Origin of the sequence: Bradyrhizobium sp. JR4.3 (assembly GCF_040547695.1) — a bacterium.
Classification (GTDB): Bacteria; Pseudomonadota; Alphaproteobacteria; order Rhizobiales; family Xanthobacteraceae; genus Bradyrhizobium; species Bradyrhizobium canariense.
Map to the genome: position 1 here is coordinate 60970 of NZ_JBEPQF010000023.1, position 16194 is coordinate 77163.

The following is a 16194-nucleotide window of genomic DNA, read 5'->3' on the forward strand; positions in this document are numbered from 1 at the left end:
GGGGATGCGACATGGCCCGCATTGACCTCGTCGATCTCGCTCACTCCTACGGTGGCAATGATGCGCCGCAGGACAGCTTTGCTCTCAAGCCTGTCACGATGACCTGGCGACAGGGCGGCGCCTACGCGCTGCTCGGGCCGTCCGGCTGCGGCAAGACCACGCTGCTCAACGTCATCTCGGGCATCATCACCCCGTCGCGCGGGAAAATCCTGTTCGACGGCGAGGACATCACACCGCTGTCAACCCAGAAGCGCAACATCGCCCAGGTGTTCCAGTTTCCGGTGATCTACGACACAATGACGGTGGGGCAGAATTTGGCGTTCCCTCTGAAGAACCGCGGTGTACCGAAGGCCGAGATCGACAAGCGCGTCGCTGAGATCGGCCGCCTGCTCGACCTCGATCCCTATCTGAACCGCAAGGCGACGCGGCTCACGGCCGATGCCAAGCAGAAGATCTCGCTCGGTCGCGGCCTGGTCCGCTCGGACGTCGCCGCGGTGCTGTTCGACGAGCCGCTCACCGTGATCGACCCCGAGCTGAAATGGCAGCTCCGCTCCAAGCTGAAGGCGCTGCATCGCGAGCTCGACCTGACGATGATCTACGTCACCCACGACCAGACCGAAGCGCTGACCTTCGCCGACACCGTGGTGGTCATGCATGACGGCCGCGTGGTGCAGAGCGGCACGCCGGCCGAGCTGTTCGACAAGCCGGCGCACACCTTCGTCGGCTATTTCATCGGCTCGCCCGGCATGAACATTTTGCCGGCCGAGGTAAGGGGCCGCGAGGCCAGGATCGGCGGTCACGTCATCGCGCTCAATCGCAGCTACGACAGCCTTCCGCCAAGCGCGAAGATCGAGATCGGCGTCCGTCCGGAATTCGTTGAAGTCGTCGCGCCTGCACCCGGCCTGCTCAGTGCGAAGATCGAACGCGTCGACGACCTCGGGCGCATCCGCTTCGCGCGTGCGCGGCTCGGTGATGCAAAGCTCGCAGCGCGCGCGCCGGCCGGCTTCACCAGCCCGGACGGCACGGCCGGCCTGAAATTCGACCCGTCGCACGTCCACGTCTATGCCGACAGCCTTCTGGTGGAGGGAGCCGCCTGATGGACAAGACCGTCAACCAAAAAGCCTGGTTCCTGGTGCTGCCGGTGTTCCTGGTCGTCGCCTTCTCGGCGGTGCTGCCGTTGATGACGGTGGTGAACTATTCGATGCAGGACACCTTCGGCAACAACCAGTTCTTCTGGAACGGTGTCGGCTGGTTCAAGGAATTGCTCGATCCCTCGACCGATCTCGGCGGCCGCTTCCTGGCTTCGCTCGGGCGCAATCTGTTCTTCTCGCTGGTGATCCTCGCGATCGAGGTGCCGCTCGGCATCGTCGTCGCGCTGTCGATGCCGCGACAGGGGTGGACGGTTGCGGCCTGCCTCGTCATCCTGGCGCTGCCGCTGCTGATCCCGTGGAACGTGGTCGGCACGATCTGGCAGATCTTCGGCCGCCCCGACATCGGCCTGCTCGGTTATGTCCTCAATGCCATCGGCATCGATTATAATTACGTCTCCAACGATATCGACGCCTGGGTCACCGTCATCGTGATGGATGTCTGGCACTGGACCAGCCTGGTCGCGCTGCTGTGCTACGCCGGCCTGAAGTCGATCCCCGAAGCCTATTATCAGGCGGCGCAGATCGATGGCGCCTCCCGCTGGGCGGTGTTCAAGGCGATCCAGCTGCCGAAGATGAATCGTGTGCTGCTGATCGCGGTGCTGCTGCGCTTCATGGACAGTTTCATGATCTACACCGAACCGTTCGTGGTGACGGGTGGTGGGCCCGGCAACTCGACGACCTTCGTGTCGATCGAGCTGGTCAAGATCGCGCTCGGCCAGTTCGATCTCGGCAAGGCCGCCGCGCTGTCGCTGGTCTACAACCTCATCATCCTGATCGTCTGCTGGATCTTCTACACCGTCATGACCAATGCTGGCGCCGAGCGGAAGCCGCAGGAAGGAGCCGCGTGATGCATTCGATCCCCGGCCGTCGCCTCATCATGGCGCTGTTTTTGATCTTCCTGCTGTTGCCGATCTACTGGCTCGTCAACATGAGCTTCAAGACCAACGCCGAGATCGTCTCGACGATGACGCTGTGGCCACACGCGCCGACGCTCCAGCACTACAAGCGCATCTTCACCGACGAGAGCTGGTATTCCGGCTATATCAACTCGCTGGAATATGTCGTCCTCAACACCATCATATCGATCTCGGTGGCGCTGCCGGCGGCCTACGCGTTCTCGCGCTACCGTTTCCTCGGCGACAAGCATCTGTTCTTCTGGCTGCTGTCGAACCGCATGGCGCCGGCCGCGGTCTATGCGCTGCCATTCTTCAATCTCTATTCGGCGATCGGCCTGTTCGATACGCCCTGGGCGGTCGCGCTGGCGCACTGCATCTTCAACGTCCCGCTGGCGGTGTGGATCCTGGAAGGCTTCGTCTCCGGCGTGCCGCGCGAGATCGACGAGACCGCCTTCCTCGACGGCTATTCCTTCCCGCGCTTCTTCATCAAGATTCTGGTGCCGCTGATTGCGAGCGGCATCGGCGTCGCCGCCTTCTTCTGCTTCATGTTCTCCTGGGTCGAGCTGCTGCTGGCGCGCACGCTGACCTCGGTGCAGGCCAAGCCGATCGCGGCGATCATGACGCGCACGGTGTCGGCCGCGGGCATGGACTGGGGCCTGCTGGCTGCGGCCGGCGTGCTGACGATCATCCCGGGCGCGCTCGTGATCTGGTTCGTTCGGAACTACATCGCGAGCGGTTTCGCGCTCGGTCGGGTTTAGGGAGGCATCAATGGAAGCTATTGCATGGATGGCTTGGACGCCGCCGACGGCAATCTTCTTTGTCGCGCTCGCCTGCACGCTCGCCGTGATGACCTGGCTTGGGGTGGCCTATCCCGAAGCCGAGCGCGTCGGCGTGCTGCGCATCCCGACCACGCGCGGCGACCGTCTGTTCATCTCCCTGATCACGGCGGCGGTCATCCACTTGCTGTGGATCGCCTTCGCCGGCACCGACGCCCTCGCCACGCTGCCGATCGGCGAGGACGGAGTTGAAATTTCGCGCCTTTGGATCGCATCAGGAATTTCGCTGGCCACGGCCGTACTCGTTTTCCGCACGGTCTAGCCCGCGAAGGAACGGCCAGATCCGGGACCAACCCGGGCCTGTAAAAAGTTTGTCGCTGCAACGGAGGAACAACATGCGGCAGTTTAGGAGAAGGGAACGTCCATTGACCAAGAATAGCTTTTTGACGATGTCCAGCGTCGCCGCCATGGTCGCGGTGTCGTTGGCCGTCTCGGCGCCGGTGCGCGCCGCCGACGACGCCGCGATCCAGAAGTGGATCGCGGAATTCCAGCCCTCGACGCTGTCGAAAGACGAGCAGAAGAAGGAGCTGGAGTGGTTCGCCAAGGCCGCCGAGCCCTTCAAGGGCATGGAGATCAACGTCGTCTCCGAGACCATCACGACCCACGAATACGAGTCGCAGACGCTGGCCAAGGCGTTCTCCGAGCTCACCGGCATCAAGCTCAAGCACGACATCATCCAGGAAGGTGACGTGGTCGAGAAGCTGCAGACCCAGATGCAGTCCGGCAAGAACGTGTACGACGGCTGGATCAACGATTCCGACCTGATCGGCACCCACTTCCGCTACGGCCAGACCATCGCGCTGTCGGACTACATGACCGGCGAGGGCAAGGACGTCACCGATCCCATGCTCGACGTCAACGACTTCATCGGCAAGTCGTTCGGCACGGCGCCGGACGGCAAGCTCTATCAGCTGCCCGACCAGCAGTTCGCGAACCTCTACTGGTTCCGCTACGACTGGTTCACCAACCCCGACTACAAGGCCAAGTTCAAGGCCAAGTACGGCTACGAGCTCGGCGTGCCGGTGAACTGGTCGGCCTACGAAGACATCGCCGAGTTCTTCACCAACGACATAAAGGAGATCAACGGCGTCAAGGTCTACGGCCATATGGACTATGGCAAGAAGGACCCGTCGCTCGGATGGCGTTTCACCGACGCCTGGCTGTCGATGGCCGGTAACGGCGACAAGGGCATCCCGAACGGTCTGCCCGTCGACGAATGGGGCATCCGCATGGAAGGCTGCCGTCCGGTCGGCTCCTCGGTGGAGCGTGGTGGCGACACTAACGGTCCGGCCGCGGTCTACTCGATCACCAAGTACCTCGAGTGGATGAAGAAGTATGCTCCGCCGCAGGCCCAGGGCATGACCTTCTCCGAATCCGGTCCGGTGCCGGCGCAGGGCAATATCGCCCAGCAGATGTTCTGGTACACCGCCTTCACCGCCGACATGGTGAAGCCGGGCATCGCCGTGATGAACGCGGACGGTACGCCGAAATGGCGTATGGCTCCGTCGCCGCACGGTTCGTACTGGAAGGAAGGCATGAAGCTCGGCTACCAGGACGCGGGCTCGGCGACGCTGCTGAAGTCGACTCCCGCTGACCGCCGCAAGGCGGCCTGGCTCTATCTTCAGTTCATCGTCTCCAAGACGGTCAGCTTGAAGAAGAGCCATGTCGGTCTCACGTTCATTCGTGAATCCGACATCTGGGACAAGTCGTTCACCGAGCGTGCGCCGAAGCTCGGCGGCCTGATCGAGTTCTACCGCTCGCCCGCGCGCGTGCAGTGGACCCCGACCGGCAACAACGTGCCCGACTATCCGAAGCTGGCGCAGCTGTGGTGGCAGAATATCGGCGATGCGTCGTCCGGTACGAAGACGCCGCAAGCCGCGATGGACTCGCTTGCCGCCGCGCAGGACTCCGTCATGGAGCGTCTGGAGAAGTCCGGCGTGCAGGGCGCCTGCGGTCCGAAGCTGCACAAGAAGGAGACGGCCGAGTACTGGTTCGCCAAGGCCCAGAAGGACGGCACGATCGCCCCGCAGCGCAAGCTCGCCAACGAGAAGCCGAAGGGCGAGACGGTCGACTACGACACCCTGATCAAGTCGTGGCCGGCACAGCCCCCGAAGCGCGCTTCGCTGCAGTAAGGCACTTCAACATAACGACGAAAGGCCGGGAGCAATCCCGGCCTTTTTCTTTTTATTGTCGTGGATTTTGCTTCCACACCGTCATTGCGAGCGAAGCGAAGCAATCCAGAGTCTTTCCACGGAGGTAGTCTGGATTGCTTCGTCGCTTCGCTCCTCGCAATGACGGAGGGTGGAGCGACGACGACGCCTTACTCAGCCGGCTCAGCCGCCAGCGTCGGGTAATCCGTGTAGCCCTTGGCGCCGCCGCCGTAGAACGTGTTCTTGTCCCAATCGTTCAGCGTCGCGCCCGCCTTCAGGCGCTCGACCAGATCGGGGTTGGAGATGAACGGCTTGCCGAAGGCGATGAGATCAGCCGCGTTCGCGTCCAGCACCTTGGCGGCGAGATCGAAATCATAGCCGTTGTTGGCGATGTAGGCGCCGGGGAAGCGCTTACGCACGCCCGCATAGTCGAACGGCGCGATGTCGCGCGGACCGCCGGTGGCGCCCTCGACGACATGGAGATAGACGAGCTTCAGCGCCGCGAGACCATCGACGATATGGTCGTACAGGGCTTGCGGGTTCGAATCCGAGATGTCGTTGGCAGGCGTCACCGGCGAGATGCGGATGCCGGTACGATCGGCTCCGGCCTCCGCCACGACGGCCCTGGAGACTTCCAGCATCAGTCGCGCGCGGTTCTCGATCGAGCCGCCATAGGCGTCAGTACGCTTGTTGGTGCCGTCCTTGGCGAACTGCTCGAGCAGATAGCCGTTGGCGCCGTGGATCTCGACGCCGTCGAAGCCGGCTTCGAGCGCATTCTTCGTGGCGCGCTTGAAATCGTCGATGATCCCTGGAATTTCGGAGAGTTCGAGCGCACGGGGCTCAGAGACGTCAGCGAAGCCGCCGTTGACGAAGGTCTTGCCCTTGGCGCGGATCGCGCTCGGTGCCACCGGGGCTGCGCCATTGGCCTGAAGGTCGACATGCGAAATGCGGCCGACATGCCAGAGCTGGATGAAGATCTTGCCGCCGCGCTGGTGCACCTGATCGGTGACCTTGCGCCAGCCGGCAACCTGCTCCTTGGAATAGATGCCGGGGGTGTCCTGGTAGCCTTGGCCCTGCTGCGAGACCTGGCTCGCTTCGGTGATCAGAAGCCCCGCAGAAGCACGCTGGGCGTAATAGTCGGCGGCGAGCGCGCCCGGTACAAAGGTGCCGGGAAAGGCGCGGTTGCGCGTCAGCGGCGCCATCACGAAACGGTTCGCCAGCGTGATCGGGCCGAGCTTGTAGGTCTCAAACAATTTGGTCGAACGGCTCATGAGAATGCTTCCAGGCGGTGAGAGATCCGGAACACTTGTGCATCGCGGCAATCAGCGCAAGGGAGGAGCCATACGGAAACTGCAGGCGAGATGCGCAGCGGGGCTACGCAGCATAAAGCATGTGCAATTTCAGCCGCGGCAGCAGATTCGATCTCCCGCCGCGGCCGCCTGAATCATCGGGTATTAGTTCGCGCCGAGGAAATCGCGTTTGCCGACCTCGACGCCGGCGTGGCGCAGAAGGCCGTGGGCGGTGGCGGCGTGGAAATAGAAGTTGGGCAGCGAGAACGCGCTGAGGAATTGCTGGCCCTTCATGGTGATGGATTTGTCGGGACCGGCCGGGAAGGTGACGTCCTTGGTGTCGGCGCCCTCGAACTGCTCGGGCTTGAACGATTTCACATAGTCGATGGTCTTGGCGAGCCGCTGCTTCAATTCGGCAAAGCTAGTCTCGGTGTCTGCTGTGGAGGGCACTTCGCTATGGGTCAGCCGGGCGCAGCCTTTGGCTGCAAAATCGCTGACCAGCTGGATCTGCTTCGAGAGCGGCAGCATGTCCGGAAACAGGCGGGAGCCCAGCAGGACGGCGGGATCGACCTTCTTGGCCGCGCAATGCGCCTCGGCTTTCGTGAGCAGGCCGGTCAGGCTGTTCAGCATTTGCAAATAGGCGGGAACGACGGCGTCGTGGAAGGACATGTGATGCTCGCTATTGTGGTGGGAAATCTCAGGAGAAACCTGAGCCACTCACATGGGAACCTCATGGAAAAATACAATCGTGGGAGCGGCTTGTGCAGTGCGAAAATTCTACCGAGCGGGCTTGTGGTGCTATCGGCGCCCCGCTGTCATCGTCCGGCTTGACCGGACGATCCAGTACTCCGAGGCAGCTGTGATTGAATCGATAGGCCGCGGCGTACTGGATGCCCCGCTTTCGCGGGGCATGACAGCGATTCTAGTGCTTAGCGGATCGTCCCCGCCGGCTGTGCCTGCGCCGTGCCACCGCGCATCCGGGCCAAAAGCTCGGCCGTTGGCCAGGAATCGGCGGGCAGACCGTATTTGATCTGCATCGCCTTCACCGCGGCGCGGCTCTGCTGGCCCAGCACGCCGTCGACCTTGCCGACATTGAAGCCGGCCTGGACCAGAAGCTGCTGCAATTGCTTGAGCTCGTTGAACGGCAGCTGCGCGACCGGTGTGGACGGCTTTCGCATCGGAGCCGCGCCCGCGATGCGGGTGGCGAGATAGCCTGCGGTGGTCGAATAGATCAGCGAGTTATTCCACTCGGTGTAGGCCGCGAAATTCGGGTACGCCATGAAGGCTGGCCCGAAGCGCCCCATCGGCAGCAGCACGGAGGCCGCAAGATTGTCGTTCGGCAGCGGCCTGCCGTCGGGATAGGTCACGCCGAGCTGCGCCCATTTCGAGCGCGGCAGCTGCACCGTGAGGTCGGTCTGATCCCACGGCAGGTTTTGCGGCACCTTGATCTCCTCCAGCCACGGCTCGCCGCGCCGCCATTTCAATCCGTTGGCGATGTAGTTCGCGGTCGAGCCGATCACGTCGTCCTCGCTGCGGAGGAGATCGCGTCGTCCGTCGCCGTCATAGTCGACGGCATAGTTGACGTAATGCACGGGCAGGAACTGGGTCTGTCCGAGCTCGCCGGCCCAGGAGCCGACCATCTCGTCAGGATGCAAATCGCCGCGGTCGATGATCTTCAGCGCGGCAATGGTCTCGTTCACGAACATCTCCGAGCGGCGGCAATCATAGGCCAGCGACACCAGCGATTTCAGCGTCGGCAGATTGCCCATGTTGACGCCGAAATCGCTCTCCAGTCCCCAGAACGCTGCGATCACCGCCGGCGGCACGCCGTATTCCTTTTCCGCGCGCGCGAACGCGGCCGCATGTTGCTTGATGTGCTGCTGGCCGTTCTGCATGCGATAGGGCGCGGCCATGCGGCCGGCAAATTCGGTGAAGAGCTGGCCGAACACGCGCTGGCCGCGATCGCGATTGACGATGCCCTGGTCGTAGATGAGGTAAGGCGAGGCCGCCGCGATCGTCCGCTGCGACACGCCGGCGGCAACGGCCTGTTGTTTCACGTCGGCCAGAAACCGATCGAAGTTCGCGCCGTTATGGCACGCCGCCGCGCGCGGCGAGGGCGCGGTCGCCCTGGGGGCTGCTGGTTTTGCGGGCGCTGGCGCGAACTGGGCGGAGGCGGTTGCAGACAGCGCGACAAGAGTGACGGCCGCGATCGCAAATCGGGTCTGGAGCATGAGGTTTCCGGGGGGAGGGCGCGTGGGGAATCTTGCCAAAGCTTAAGGGAATTGAGCGCCTCAAACCATCCTTTCGTCATGGCCGGGCTTGTCCCGGCCATTCACGCTTTCGGCCTTGCGCCGGAGGGAGAACGTGGATGCCCGGGACAAGCCCGGGCATGACGGAAAAGCAATGTTGGTCAATGGCCGCGGCTCCGCGACGCACCTTGAAACCTTGCACGCGGACGGGGGGCATCCCTACCTCATGCTTGCCGGCCTGCAACGCCTCCAGCGGCCACGGCCGGCCTCGGGAGACGGCCATGAACTATCTTCGTACCGCAATGCTGCTCGCAGGCCTCACCGCCCTGTTCATGGGCGTCGGCTATCTGATCGGCGGTGCCGGCGGCGCCATGATTGCGCTCGTCATTGCCGCGGCGACCAATCTCTTCACCTACTGGAACTCCGACCGCATGGTGCTGTCGATGTATGGCGCCCATGAGGTCGACCGCAGCAGCGCACCGGAGCTGGTCGGGCTCGTCGCCGAGCTGGCGGGCCGGGCCGGCTTGCCGATGCCGCGCGTGTTCCTGATGGACGAGCCGCAGCCCAACGCGTTTGCCACCGGGCGCAATCCCGAGAATGCCGCGGTTGCGGTCACCACCGGGTTGATGCGCCAGCTCAGCCGCGAGGAGCTCGCCGGCGTGATCGCGCACGAGCTCGCTCATATCAAGCACCACGACACGCTGCTGATGACTGTGACCGCGACCATTGCAGGCGCGATCTCGATGCTGGCGCAGTTCGGCATGTTCTTCGGAGGCAACAACCGCGACAACAATGGTCCGGGTATCGTCGGCTCGATCCTGATGATGATCCTCGCCCCGATCGGCGCCATGCTGGTGCAGATGGCGATCAGTCGTACGCGCGAATACGCCGCGGACAATCTCGGCGCACGCATCGCGGGTCAGCCGATGTGGCTGGCATCGGCGCTGGTGAAGATCGAAGGCGCTGCGCATCAGGTCCCGAATGTCGAGGCGGAGCGAAATCCCGCCACCGCGCACATGTTCATCATCAATCCGCTGTCGGGCCACGGCGTCGACAATCTGTTCGCCACCCATCCTTCGACGCAGAATCGCATCGCGGCACTTCAGCAGCTCGCAGCCGAGCTCGGTGCGCAGGCCTCGCCGTCGGTCGGCGCCAATGAGAACTATCCGCCGCGGAGCCCATGGGGCCGCTCTTCTTCACGCGGCCCTTGGGGCTGACGCGGAAGCAGCGCGAATTTGCTCGCTTTGTGACCTGTCGCACACAGGGCGGTCCCGGCCGGTGTTAACACCCTGCCGTGACAGTTCCTGCGAAAGGGGATGCGTGGCCGGCCCTCTGCCTGCCACCCTCGAAGATGACCAAAGCTGCAGTACCATTGTTGATTGCCCTGGGCATGCTGATTGGCCTGTCCACGCACATCGTCGTCAATTGCGGGGACGAGGACGAGCCCGACATCTGCTCGGCAGTGATCGGCTTCTCGCCGCTGCGCGGCTCGCTGATCGCTTTCGCCTATGAGGGGCGTGGACGGATCGCGTTGCGCCACGGCGACTGGCGGCGGGCGATCGCGGATTTCGACGAGGCTATCCATCTCAACCCCAACCGCGCCTCGCTCTATCGCGATCGGGCGTTGGCGCGCCGGCAGAACGGCGACCTCGAACTTGCCATCGAGGATTACGACGAGGCGATCGCGCATGATCCCAGGCACGCCGCGCCCTATCACCAGCGCGGTCTCGCGCTCGCGGCCGCCGGCGATCTCGATCGCGCGATCCTGAGCTACAACACCGCGGTCCGCCTCGACCCCTCGGATGCGCAGCCTCGGCTCGACCGCGGCCTCGCCTTCCTCGCCCGGGGCCAGGCGAATGAGGCGCGCGCCGATTTCGAGGCCGCGCTGGCGCTGCCCGCCGGCAAGGACGTCCGCACCCGCGACGCGGCACGCGCAAAGCTCGCCGAACTGGCGAGCGCCGAGCCGACCCGGCTCGGCGCTCCAGGAAAGTGAGCGTCTACTTCGCCTTCTTGGCTTTGGCCTTCTTCGCTTTCTTGGCCGGTTTTTCCTTGGGCGCCTTCTTCTCCACCTTCACCGCGACCGGCGTGCTGGCGGCGATCCGCATCGACCGCGCGTAGCTGTCGGCGACGTTGTCGGCGGACATCTGCAGGCGCTTGGCGGCGGCAATGGCCTGCTCCATGGTGGCCTTGGCCATCATCTTGAAGCGGTCGCCGGTCTCCTTGCCCTTGGCCTTGGCCGCAAGGCCGTTGAATCGGTCCCGCCGCTCCTTGGCGCGGGTCATCAGGCCCGTATGCAGCTGTCTGGCCAGTTGCCGGATCACGACATCCAGGTCGGCTTCCGCCATGTTGTTCTATCCTCTTCGAAAACGGTATCGATGCGGGCGGGACTATGCAGATCGGGCCCCACCTTGGCAATTCCCGGCCACGCGTCATCCGCAGCTTCCGGTGACCAAAACAAAAGAGCCGCGCTGCGCGCGCGGCTCTCGGGCTTGGTCTGGCGCTTTCTGTCTTACTTCAGCGAGGCGACCGGGCCGCTCGAGGCTGCCGGATCGGGATCGAAGCCGAACACGCCGACCAGATATTTGTAATAGTCCGGCAACTTCTCCTTGAGCGCCTCGCGCGACTTCGGGTCGTGGAATTCGCTCTTCCCGGCCAGGAAGATGCTGGCGGTTACCGCGAAGAACTCCATGTGATTCTTCAGCGCGTAGGATTCCTTGGGCAGGAGATCCTTGGACTTGGCGTAGGCGTAATAGCCGATCACGCCCTTGTTGGCGTAGCCGTCCGGCAACAGCCGCGCGTGGTAGGCGTGCAGCAGCTCGTGCAGCAGCACGGCTTCCTTTTCGTAACGCATCATGTCCGGCCGCAGCATGATCACGCCAAGGCCGGAATCGACCGCGAGGTCGACGGCGTTCGGATTGCTCCAGCGCTGCTTGTTGGGGTCCCAGACCGTCAGTGTGCGGGGAGCGGTGCGCTGGATGTCAGGCGTGACCCGGCCGTAGCAGGCGGTCGCGGCGCCTTCGTCGAGGCAGGCCAACTCGCTGGCGATGATCGGGACGGTGCGGAAGAAGCGCAGCACGCGCGGCGAGAGGCCGGCAGCCTCGACCACGTCGATCTGGCTCTTCACATTGTCGGTGAGCTTGTCGACATCCTTGCGGTCGGAATTCTCCGACAGGTCGAACATGTAGCCGCGGTAGCTCTGGAAGCCCGGCGGTAACGCCTGCGCTGCGCCGGCGGACGCATCCAGCGGTCCGGCATGGGACGAATTGGCAAAGAGCGCGCCGACAATGGTCGCGGTCAGCAGCAACGCAATGCGCATGATGAACCCCCTGATGTCACTTCACGCGGCAGGATAAGCCGCCGTTGTTTGCGAAAAGTGAGTGGGGCGAGACTAAGGCAGCGATGTTGAGGCGTGCTTAATCGATGGTTGCGGATCGCGGAAGGGAATTAGTGCCGGGTTAACCAAGCGTGGATTGCCCGCGCGCTTCGGCGTAGCATGGAGATCCGGGCACCAGGCCCACAAACCAGATAGCCGGAAGGGAGGATGCCATGTATGCCGCCATCCGTCAGGCCAAGGCAAAAAGCGGGAGCGCCGAAGAGCTGGCGCGCCGTATCAAGGAAGGTGCCGTTCCGATCATCAGCGACGTCGACGGCTTCCGCGCCTATTACGTCGTCTATGCCGGCGACGACACGGTCACGGCGATTTCGATCTTCGACAAGTTCGAGCAGGCGGAGGAGGCGAACAGGCGTGCGATCGCCTGGATCGAGAAGGATCTGGGTGCGCTCCTTGCAGGCGACGCCCGCGCCGCCGCGGGACCGGTGATCGTGCATACGCTGGCGTAAGTCCTTCGTCATTGCGAGGAGCGAAGCGACGAAGCAATCCAGGCTGTCACTGCGGAGACAGTCTGGATTGCTTCGCTTCGCTCGCAATGACGAGGAGGTAGATGTGCCCCTTCACAACTCCCGCGCATTCGAGAACGCAAAACTCGACACCCGCCGCGTCGTCTCGTCCAGGATCAGCGTGCGCGTGATCGGCGGCTCGGCGCGCTGGGCGCAGTTTTCGCGCTCGCAGAGACGGCAGTTGACGCCGATCGGCGTGCCCTCCGTTTTCTCCAGATCGATGCCGGCAGCATAGACGAGGCGCGCGGCGTGACGAATCTCGCAGCCGAGGCCGATGGCGAAGCGCGGCTGCGGCAGCGGGTGCGGCGCGACGGGACGGCGCACCATTTGTGCGATCGAGAAATAGCGCGTGCCGTCCGGCAGCTCGATCACCTGCTTCAGCAGGCGGTCAGGCGTGTCGAAGGTCGAGTGCACGTTCCACAACGGACAAGTGCCGCCGAATTTCGAGAACGGGAACGTGCCCGATGAAAATCGCTTCGAGACGTTGCCGGCATTGTCGACACGAAGCAGGAAGAACGGGATGCCGCGCGCGTTCGGCCGCTGCAGGGTGGTGAGCCGATGGCAGACCTGCTCGAAGCCGGAATTGAAGCGCTGTGCCAGCAGATGGATGTCGTAGTTCAATGCTTCGGCGGCAGCCAGGAAAGCCGGGTAGGGCATCATCACGGCGGCCGCAAAGTAGTTGCCGAGCGTGATCCGGAACAGGCGGCGCGGTGTGTCGTCGAGCGGGCCGGCGCGGCCGATGATGGTCTCCAGATGCTGCGCGCATTCAACCAGGCCGAGCTGAAAGACGAGCTGGAAGGCGCGGCCGGGCGGGTCGACCAGTTCGGAGATCAGGAGCTGGCGCCGGTGGCGGTCGAAGCGCCTCAGCGTCTCGCGCATCACGTCCACCGGCATGATGCGGGTCTGGATCGAATGCTTTTCGCGCAGCCGTGCCGCGAGCGCCGCGTAAAGCTCTTCGGCCGGCACGTTCAGCTCGTCGCGCAGAGTCTCCGCGGCCTGCTCGAGCTCTGGAAAGTAATTGCGGTTGGCCTCGATCAGTTCGCGGACGCGCTCGACCGGATTGGCCTCATAGCGGGTGCCGACGTCTCGGTCAGCCATTTGTGCCGCGGCCAGCGTCTCGCCCTGGCGGGCCTCGGTATAGGCGGCATAGAGCCGTTGCAGCGCATGGGTGACGCCGGGGCAAAGTTCGGCCAGATCGCGTAATTCTTGCTTGGGAACGTCGATCTGACGGAACAGCGGGTCGGAGAAGATCTCGTTGAGTTCGGCGAAGAAGCGGTCCTCGTCGGCGGTCGCGAGGTCGCGCAGGTCAAGGTCGTAGGTTTCGGCCAGCCGCAGCAGGATCTGGGCGGTCACCGGGCGCTGGTTACGCTCGATCAGATTGACATAGCTCGGCGAGATCCCGAGCCCCTCAGCGATCTGGGTCTGCGACAGCCCCAATTGCTGCCGGATCCGCCGGAAGCGCGGGCCGACGAAGAGCTTCTTGCTGGAACCGGCGGGCATTCTCAGGTCTCCGGAGGCATCAAGGGCAGGCTTGCTGACGTTTTGATTTACAAGATTTACAAAGTGACATTTGTTACAAGTACCGATGTTACATGACATCACCATTCAGATACAAGCCTACTATACGAGCTGAGCTTTCTCGCGTTTAGCTTCTGACACGCATCTCGCAATGCATTGTCAAGAATGTCGATGGCTGGTGGCCATCGTCAGCGAAAGGATCAGGCACATGAATTACCAGCCCCGCGGCATCAGCACCCTCCAGGCCCCCGCCTCGTATCAGAGCGAGGTCGAGGCGGCCCGGTCGCTCCTGGAGACCCAGCCGACCTGGAACGGGGTGTCGGCCGAGGCCGTCGCCCGCATGCGCCTGCAGAATCGCTTCAAGACCGGCCTCGACGTCGCCCGCTACACCGCGGCGCTGATGCGGGCGGACATGGCCGCCTATGACGGCGACCCCACCAAGTACACGCAGTCGCTGGGCTGCTGGCACGGCTTCATCGCCCAGCAGAAGCTGATCTCGGTCAAGAAGCACTTCGGCAAGACCGATCGCACCTATTTGTACCTGTCCGGCTGGATGATCGCGGCGCTGCGCTCCGAGTTCGGCCCGCTGCCCGACCAGTCGATGCACGAGAAGACCTCGGTGCCGGCGCTGATCGAAGAACTCTACACCTTCCTGCGTCAGGCCGACTCGCGCGAGCTGAACGATATCTTCCGCAACCTCGATAAGGCCCGCAAGGAAGGCGACAAGACCCGAGAGAAGGAGTTGATCGAGAAGATCGACAACTTCCAGACCCATGTCGTGCCCGTCATCGCCGACATCGACGCCGGCTTCGGCAATGCGGAGGCGACCTATCTGCTCGCCAAGAAGATGATCGAGGCGGGTGCCTGCGCGCTCCAGATCGAGAACCAGGTCTCGGACGAGAAGCAGTGCGGCCACCAGGACGGCAAGGTCACGGTGCCGCACGAGGTGTTCCTGGCGAAGATCCGGGCCTGCCGCCACGCGTTCCTCGAACTCGGCGTCGAAGACGGCATCGTCGTGACCCGTACCGACTCGCTCGGTGCCGGCCTGACCCAGCAGATTGCGGTCAGCCACAAGCCCGGTGACCTCGGCGACCAGTACAACAGCTTCCTGGATTGCGAGGAAGTGACGGCGGAGAACGCCCGCAATGGCGACGTCATCATCAACCGCAACGGCAAGATGATGCGTCCGAAGCGGCTGCCCTCCAATCTCTATCAGTTCCGCCCGGGCACCGGCGAGGACCGCTGCGTGCTGGACTGCATCACCTCGCTGCAGAACGGCGCCGACTTGCTCTGGATCGAGACCGAGAAGCCGCATATCGAGCAGATCGCCAAGATGGTCGACCGCATCCGCAAGGTGGTTCCGAACGCGAAGCTGGCCTACAACAACTCGCCCTCGTTCAACTGGACCCTCAACTTCCGTTGGCAGGTCTACGACGCGATGAAGGAAGCCGGCCAAGACGTCAGCAAGTACAATCGTGCCGAGCTGATGAAGGTGGAATACGACGATACGCCGCTGGCAAAGGAAGCCGACGAGCGCATCCGTACCTTCCAGGCGGATTCGGCCAAGCGTGCCGGCATCTTCCACCACCTGATCACGTTGCCGACCTACCACACGGCGGCGCTCTCGACCGACAATCTGGCGAAGGAATATTTCGGCGACCAGGGCATGCTCGGCTATGTCAAGAACGTCCAGCGCGCCGAGATCCGTCAGGGTATCGCCTGCGCCAAGCATCAGAACATGGCCGGCTCCGACATCGGCGACGACCACAAGGAATACTTCGCCGGCGAGGCTGCCCTGAAGGCGGGCGGCGCCCACAACACGATGAACCAGTTCGGCTAACGCATCACGCTAATCGACAGGAGACTGACAATGACCAACAGCAATTTCTGGGTGATCGGCGGCGAGTTCGGCTCGATGAACTTCCACAAGCTGGTGGAAGGCTCGGCCCAGGTGCAGGGTCCGTTCAAGACCCGCAAGGAGGCCGAGGACGCCTGGCGCTCGGTCTCGGAAGAGAACCGCCACAAGGCGGGCGTCCGCTTCTCGATTGTGGAAGAGCCGTCGCGGGTCTCGGCGTGAGAATCTGAACTAACATGCCAATCTGAATAAGAAGACGTCCAAGGACGGAGGGTCCCATCCGGCGCAAGCCGGGTGGGACCGTCTGTTTTTGGCACAGGTGAATAGCCTGTGGGCTCCGTAAGTAACTGGAA

16 protein-coding genes are annotated in these 16194 nt (G+C 63.4%); 10 read left to right on the forward strand and 6 right to left on the reverse strand.

The genetic code is table 11. The features are described from left to right. Positions 1-11: 11 nt before the first annotated feature. The 5 genes from ABIB91_RS29330 (at position 12) to ABIB91_RS29350 (ending at position 5015) form a co-directional block, all read left to right on the forward strand. A complete protein-coding gene (locus tag ABIB91_RS29330) occupies positions 12-1097 on the forward strand; it encodes an ABC transporter ATP-binding protein (protein WP_354169660.1) in 1086 nt (361 codons plus the stop codon). Then, the gene (locus ABIB91_RS29335) at positions 1097-1999 is read left to right on the forward strand and encodes a carbohydrate ABC transporter permease (protein ID WP_219684474.1); all 903 of its coding nucleotides are present in this window, start codon (positions 1097-1099) and stop codon (positions 1997-1999) included. The genes ABIB91_RS29330 and ABIB91_RS29335 overlap by 1 nt, the downstream gene beginning before the upstream one ends. Beyond that, a complete protein-coding gene (locus tag ABIB91_RS29340) occupies positions 1999-2805 on the forward strand; it encodes a carbohydrate ABC transporter permease (RefSeq protein WP_007606994.1) in 807 nt (268 codons plus the stop codon). The genes ABIB91_RS29335 and ABIB91_RS29340 overlap by 1 nt, the downstream gene beginning before the upstream one ends. Positions 2806-2815: 10 nt before the next feature. Beyond that, on the forward strand, positions 2816-3145 hold the full coding sequence (locus tag ABIB91_RS29345) for a DUF2160 domain-containing protein (protein ID WP_354169663.1): 330 nt from the start codon (positions 2816-2818) through the stop codon (positions 3143-3145). A gap of 127 nt (positions 3146-3272) precedes the next feature. Continuing rightward, positions 3273-5015 (forward strand): ABC transporter substrate-binding protein, encoded by a 1743-nt coding sequence (locus ABIB91_RS29350; RefSeq protein ID WP_035993295.1) that lies wholly within the window; start codon positions 3273-3275, stop codon positions 5013-5015. 188 nt (positions 5016-5203) lie between these two features. On the opposite strand, the gene ABIB91_RS29355 is transcribed toward ABIB91_RS29350, so the two are convergent. The 3 genes from ABIB91_RS29355 to ABIB91_RS29365 form a co-directional block, all read right to left on the reverse strand. Further along, on the reverse strand, positions 5204-6304 hold the full coding sequence (locus ABIB91_RS29355) for an alkene reductase (RefSeq protein WP_007595144.1): 1101 nt from the start codon (positions 6302-6304) through the stop codon (positions 5204-5206). A 183-nt stretch (positions 6305-6487) separates the two neighbouring features. Then, positions 6488-6991, reverse strand: a complete 504-nt coding sequence (locus ABIB91_RS29360; RefSeq protein ID WP_007595142.1) for a DUF1993 domain-containing protein — start codon at positions 6989-6991, stop codon at positions 6488-6490. Between the two features lie 260 nt (positions 6992-7251). After that, the gene (locus ABIB91_RS29365) at positions 7252-8553 is read right to left on the reverse strand and encodes a lytic murein transglycosylase (RefSeq protein ID WP_354169665.1); all 1302 of its coding nucleotides are present in this window, start codon (positions 8551-8553) and stop codon (positions 7252-7254) included. 299 nt (positions 8554-8852) lie between these two features. On the opposite strand from ABIB91_RS29365, the gene htpX reads away from it, so the two are divergent. Next, positions 8853-9788 (forward strand): zinc metalloprotease HtpX, encoded by a 936-nt coding sequence (htpX, locus tag ABIB91_RS29370; protein ID WP_354169667.1) that lies wholly within the window; start codon positions 8853-8855, stop codon positions 9786-9788. A 134-nt stretch (positions 9789-9922) separates the two neighbouring features. Then, a complete protein-coding gene (locus ABIB91_RS29375) occupies positions 9923-10564 on the forward strand; it encodes a tetratricopeptide repeat protein (RefSeq protein ID WP_354169669.1) in 642 nt (213 codons plus the stop codon). A gap of 4 nt (positions 10565-10568) precedes the next feature. Here the strand turns inward: ABIB91_RS29375 and ABIB91_RS29380 are convergent, their stop codons facing one another. Both ABIB91_RS29380 and ABIB91_RS29385 read right to left on the reverse strand, forming a co-directional pair. After that, complete coding sequence (locus tag ABIB91_RS29380; RefSeq protein ID WP_007595135.1) at positions 10569-10916, reverse strand: hypothetical protein; 348 nt, start codon at positions 10914-10916, stop codon at positions 10569-10571. Between the two features lie 164 nt (positions 10917-11080). Continuing rightward, on the reverse strand, positions 11081-11887 hold the full coding sequence (locus ABIB91_RS29385) for a hypothetical protein (RefSeq protein WP_354169671.1): 807 nt from the start codon (positions 11885-11887) through the stop codon (positions 11081-11083). A 230-nt stretch (positions 11888-12117) separates the two neighbouring features. On the opposite strand from ABIB91_RS29385, the gene ABIB91_RS29390 reads away from it, so the two are divergent. Beyond that, positions 12118-12411 (forward strand): antibiotic biosynthesis monooxygenase, encoded by a 294-nt coding sequence (locus tag ABIB91_RS29390; protein WP_007607017.1) that lies wholly within the window; start codon positions 12118-12120, stop codon positions 12409-12411. A gap of 111 nt (positions 12412-12522) precedes the next feature. On the opposite strand, the gene ABIB91_RS29395 is transcribed toward ABIB91_RS29390, so the two are convergent. Then, entirely contained in the window at positions 12523-13968 is a 1446-nt protein-coding gene (locus ABIB91_RS29395) for a helix-turn-helix domain-containing protein (protein ID WP_354169674.1), read from the reverse strand. Positions 13969-14194: 226 nt separating this feature from the next. Here ABIB91_RS29395 and ABIB91_RS29400 point away from each other — a divergent pair, with 226 nt between their 5' ends. Together ABIB91_RS29400 and ABIB91_RS29405 are read left to right on the forward strand one after the other, a co-directional pair. Further along, positions 14195-15826, forward strand: coding sequence for an isocitrate lyase (locus ABIB91_RS29400; RefSeq protein WP_354169676.1), 1632 nt, complete (start codon positions 14195-14197; stop codon positions 15824-15826). A 30-nt stretch (positions 15827-15856) separates the two neighbouring features. Continuing rightward, positions 15857-16063: a DUF4170 domain-containing protein gene (locus ABIB91_RS29405; RefSeq protein ID WP_007595122.1), complete on the forward strand. Its 207-nt coding sequence runs from the start codon at positions 15857-15859 to the stop codon at positions 16061-16063. Positions 16064-16194: the final 131 nt, after the last annotated feature.

Excerpts from the sequence above, each read along its gene's own strand:
- ABIB91_RS29385 (WP_354169671.1), bottom strand. The coding sequence starts at position 11,887 with ATGCGCATTGCGTTGCTGCTGACCGCGACCATTGTCGGCGCGCTCTTT.
- ABIB91_RS29360 (WP_007595142.1), bottom strand. The coding sequence starts at position 6,991 with ATGTCCTTCCACGACGCCGTCGTTCCCGCCTATTTGCAAATGCTGAAC.
- ABIB91_RS29380 (WP_007595135.1), bottom strand. The coding sequence starts at position 10,916 with ATGGCGGAAGCCGACCTGGATGTCGTGATCCGGCAACTGGCCAGACAG.
- ABIB91_RS29395 (WP_354169674.1), bottom strand. The coding sequence starts at position 13,968 with ATGCCCGCCGGTTCCAGCAAGAAGCTCTTCGTCGGCCCGCGCTTCCGG.
- ABIB91_RS29340 (WP_007606994.1), top strand. The coding sequence starts at position 1,999 with ATGCATTCGATCCCCGGCCGTCGCCTCATCATGGCGCTGTTTTTGATC.
- ABIB91_RS29375 (WP_354169669.1), top strand. The coding sequence starts at position 9,923 with ATGACCAAAGCTGCAGTACCATTGTTGATTGCCCTGGGCATGCTGATT.
- ABIB91_RS29400 (WP_354169676.1), top strand. The coding sequence starts at position 14,195 with ATGAATTACCAGCCCCGCGGCATCAGCACCCTCCAGGCCCCCGCCTCG.
- ABIB91_RS29350 (WP_035993295.1), top strand. The coding sequence starts at position 3,273 with ATGTCCAGCGTCGCCGCCATGGTCGCGGTGTCGTTGGCCGTCTCGGCG.
- ABIB91_RS29390 (WP_007607017.1), top strand. The coding sequence starts at position 12,118 with ATGTATGCCGCCATCCGTCAGGCCAAGGCAAAAAGCGGGAGCGCCGAA.
- ABIB91_RS29335 (WP_219684474.1), top strand. The coding sequence starts at position 1,097 with ATGGACAAGACCGTCAACCAAAAAGCCTGGTTCCTGGTGCTGCCGGTG.
- ABIB91_RS29345 (WP_354169663.1), top strand. The coding sequence starts at position 2,816 with ATGGAAGCTATTGCATGGATGGCTTGGACGCCGCCGACGGCAATCTTC.
- htpX (WP_354169667.1), top strand. The coding sequence starts at position 8,853 with ATGAACTATCTTCGTACCGCAATGCTGCTCGCAGGCCTCACCGCCCTG.
- ABIB91_RS29405 (WP_007595122.1), top strand. The coding sequence starts at position 15,857 with ATGACCAACAGCAATTTCTGGGTGATCGGCGGCGAGTTCGGCTCGATG.
- ABIB91_RS29355 (WP_007595144.1), bottom strand. The coding sequence starts at position 6,304 with ATGAGCCGTTCGACCAAATTGTTTGAGACCTACAAGCTCGGCCCGATC.
- ABIB91_RS29365 (WP_354169665.1), bottom strand. The coding sequence starts at position 8,553 with ATGCTCCAGACCCGATTTGCGATCGCGGCCGTCACTCTTGTCGCGCTG.
- ABIB91_RS29330 (WP_354169660.1), top strand. The coding sequence starts at position 12 with ATGGCCCGCATTGACCTCGTCGATCTCGCTCACTCCTACGGTGGCAAT.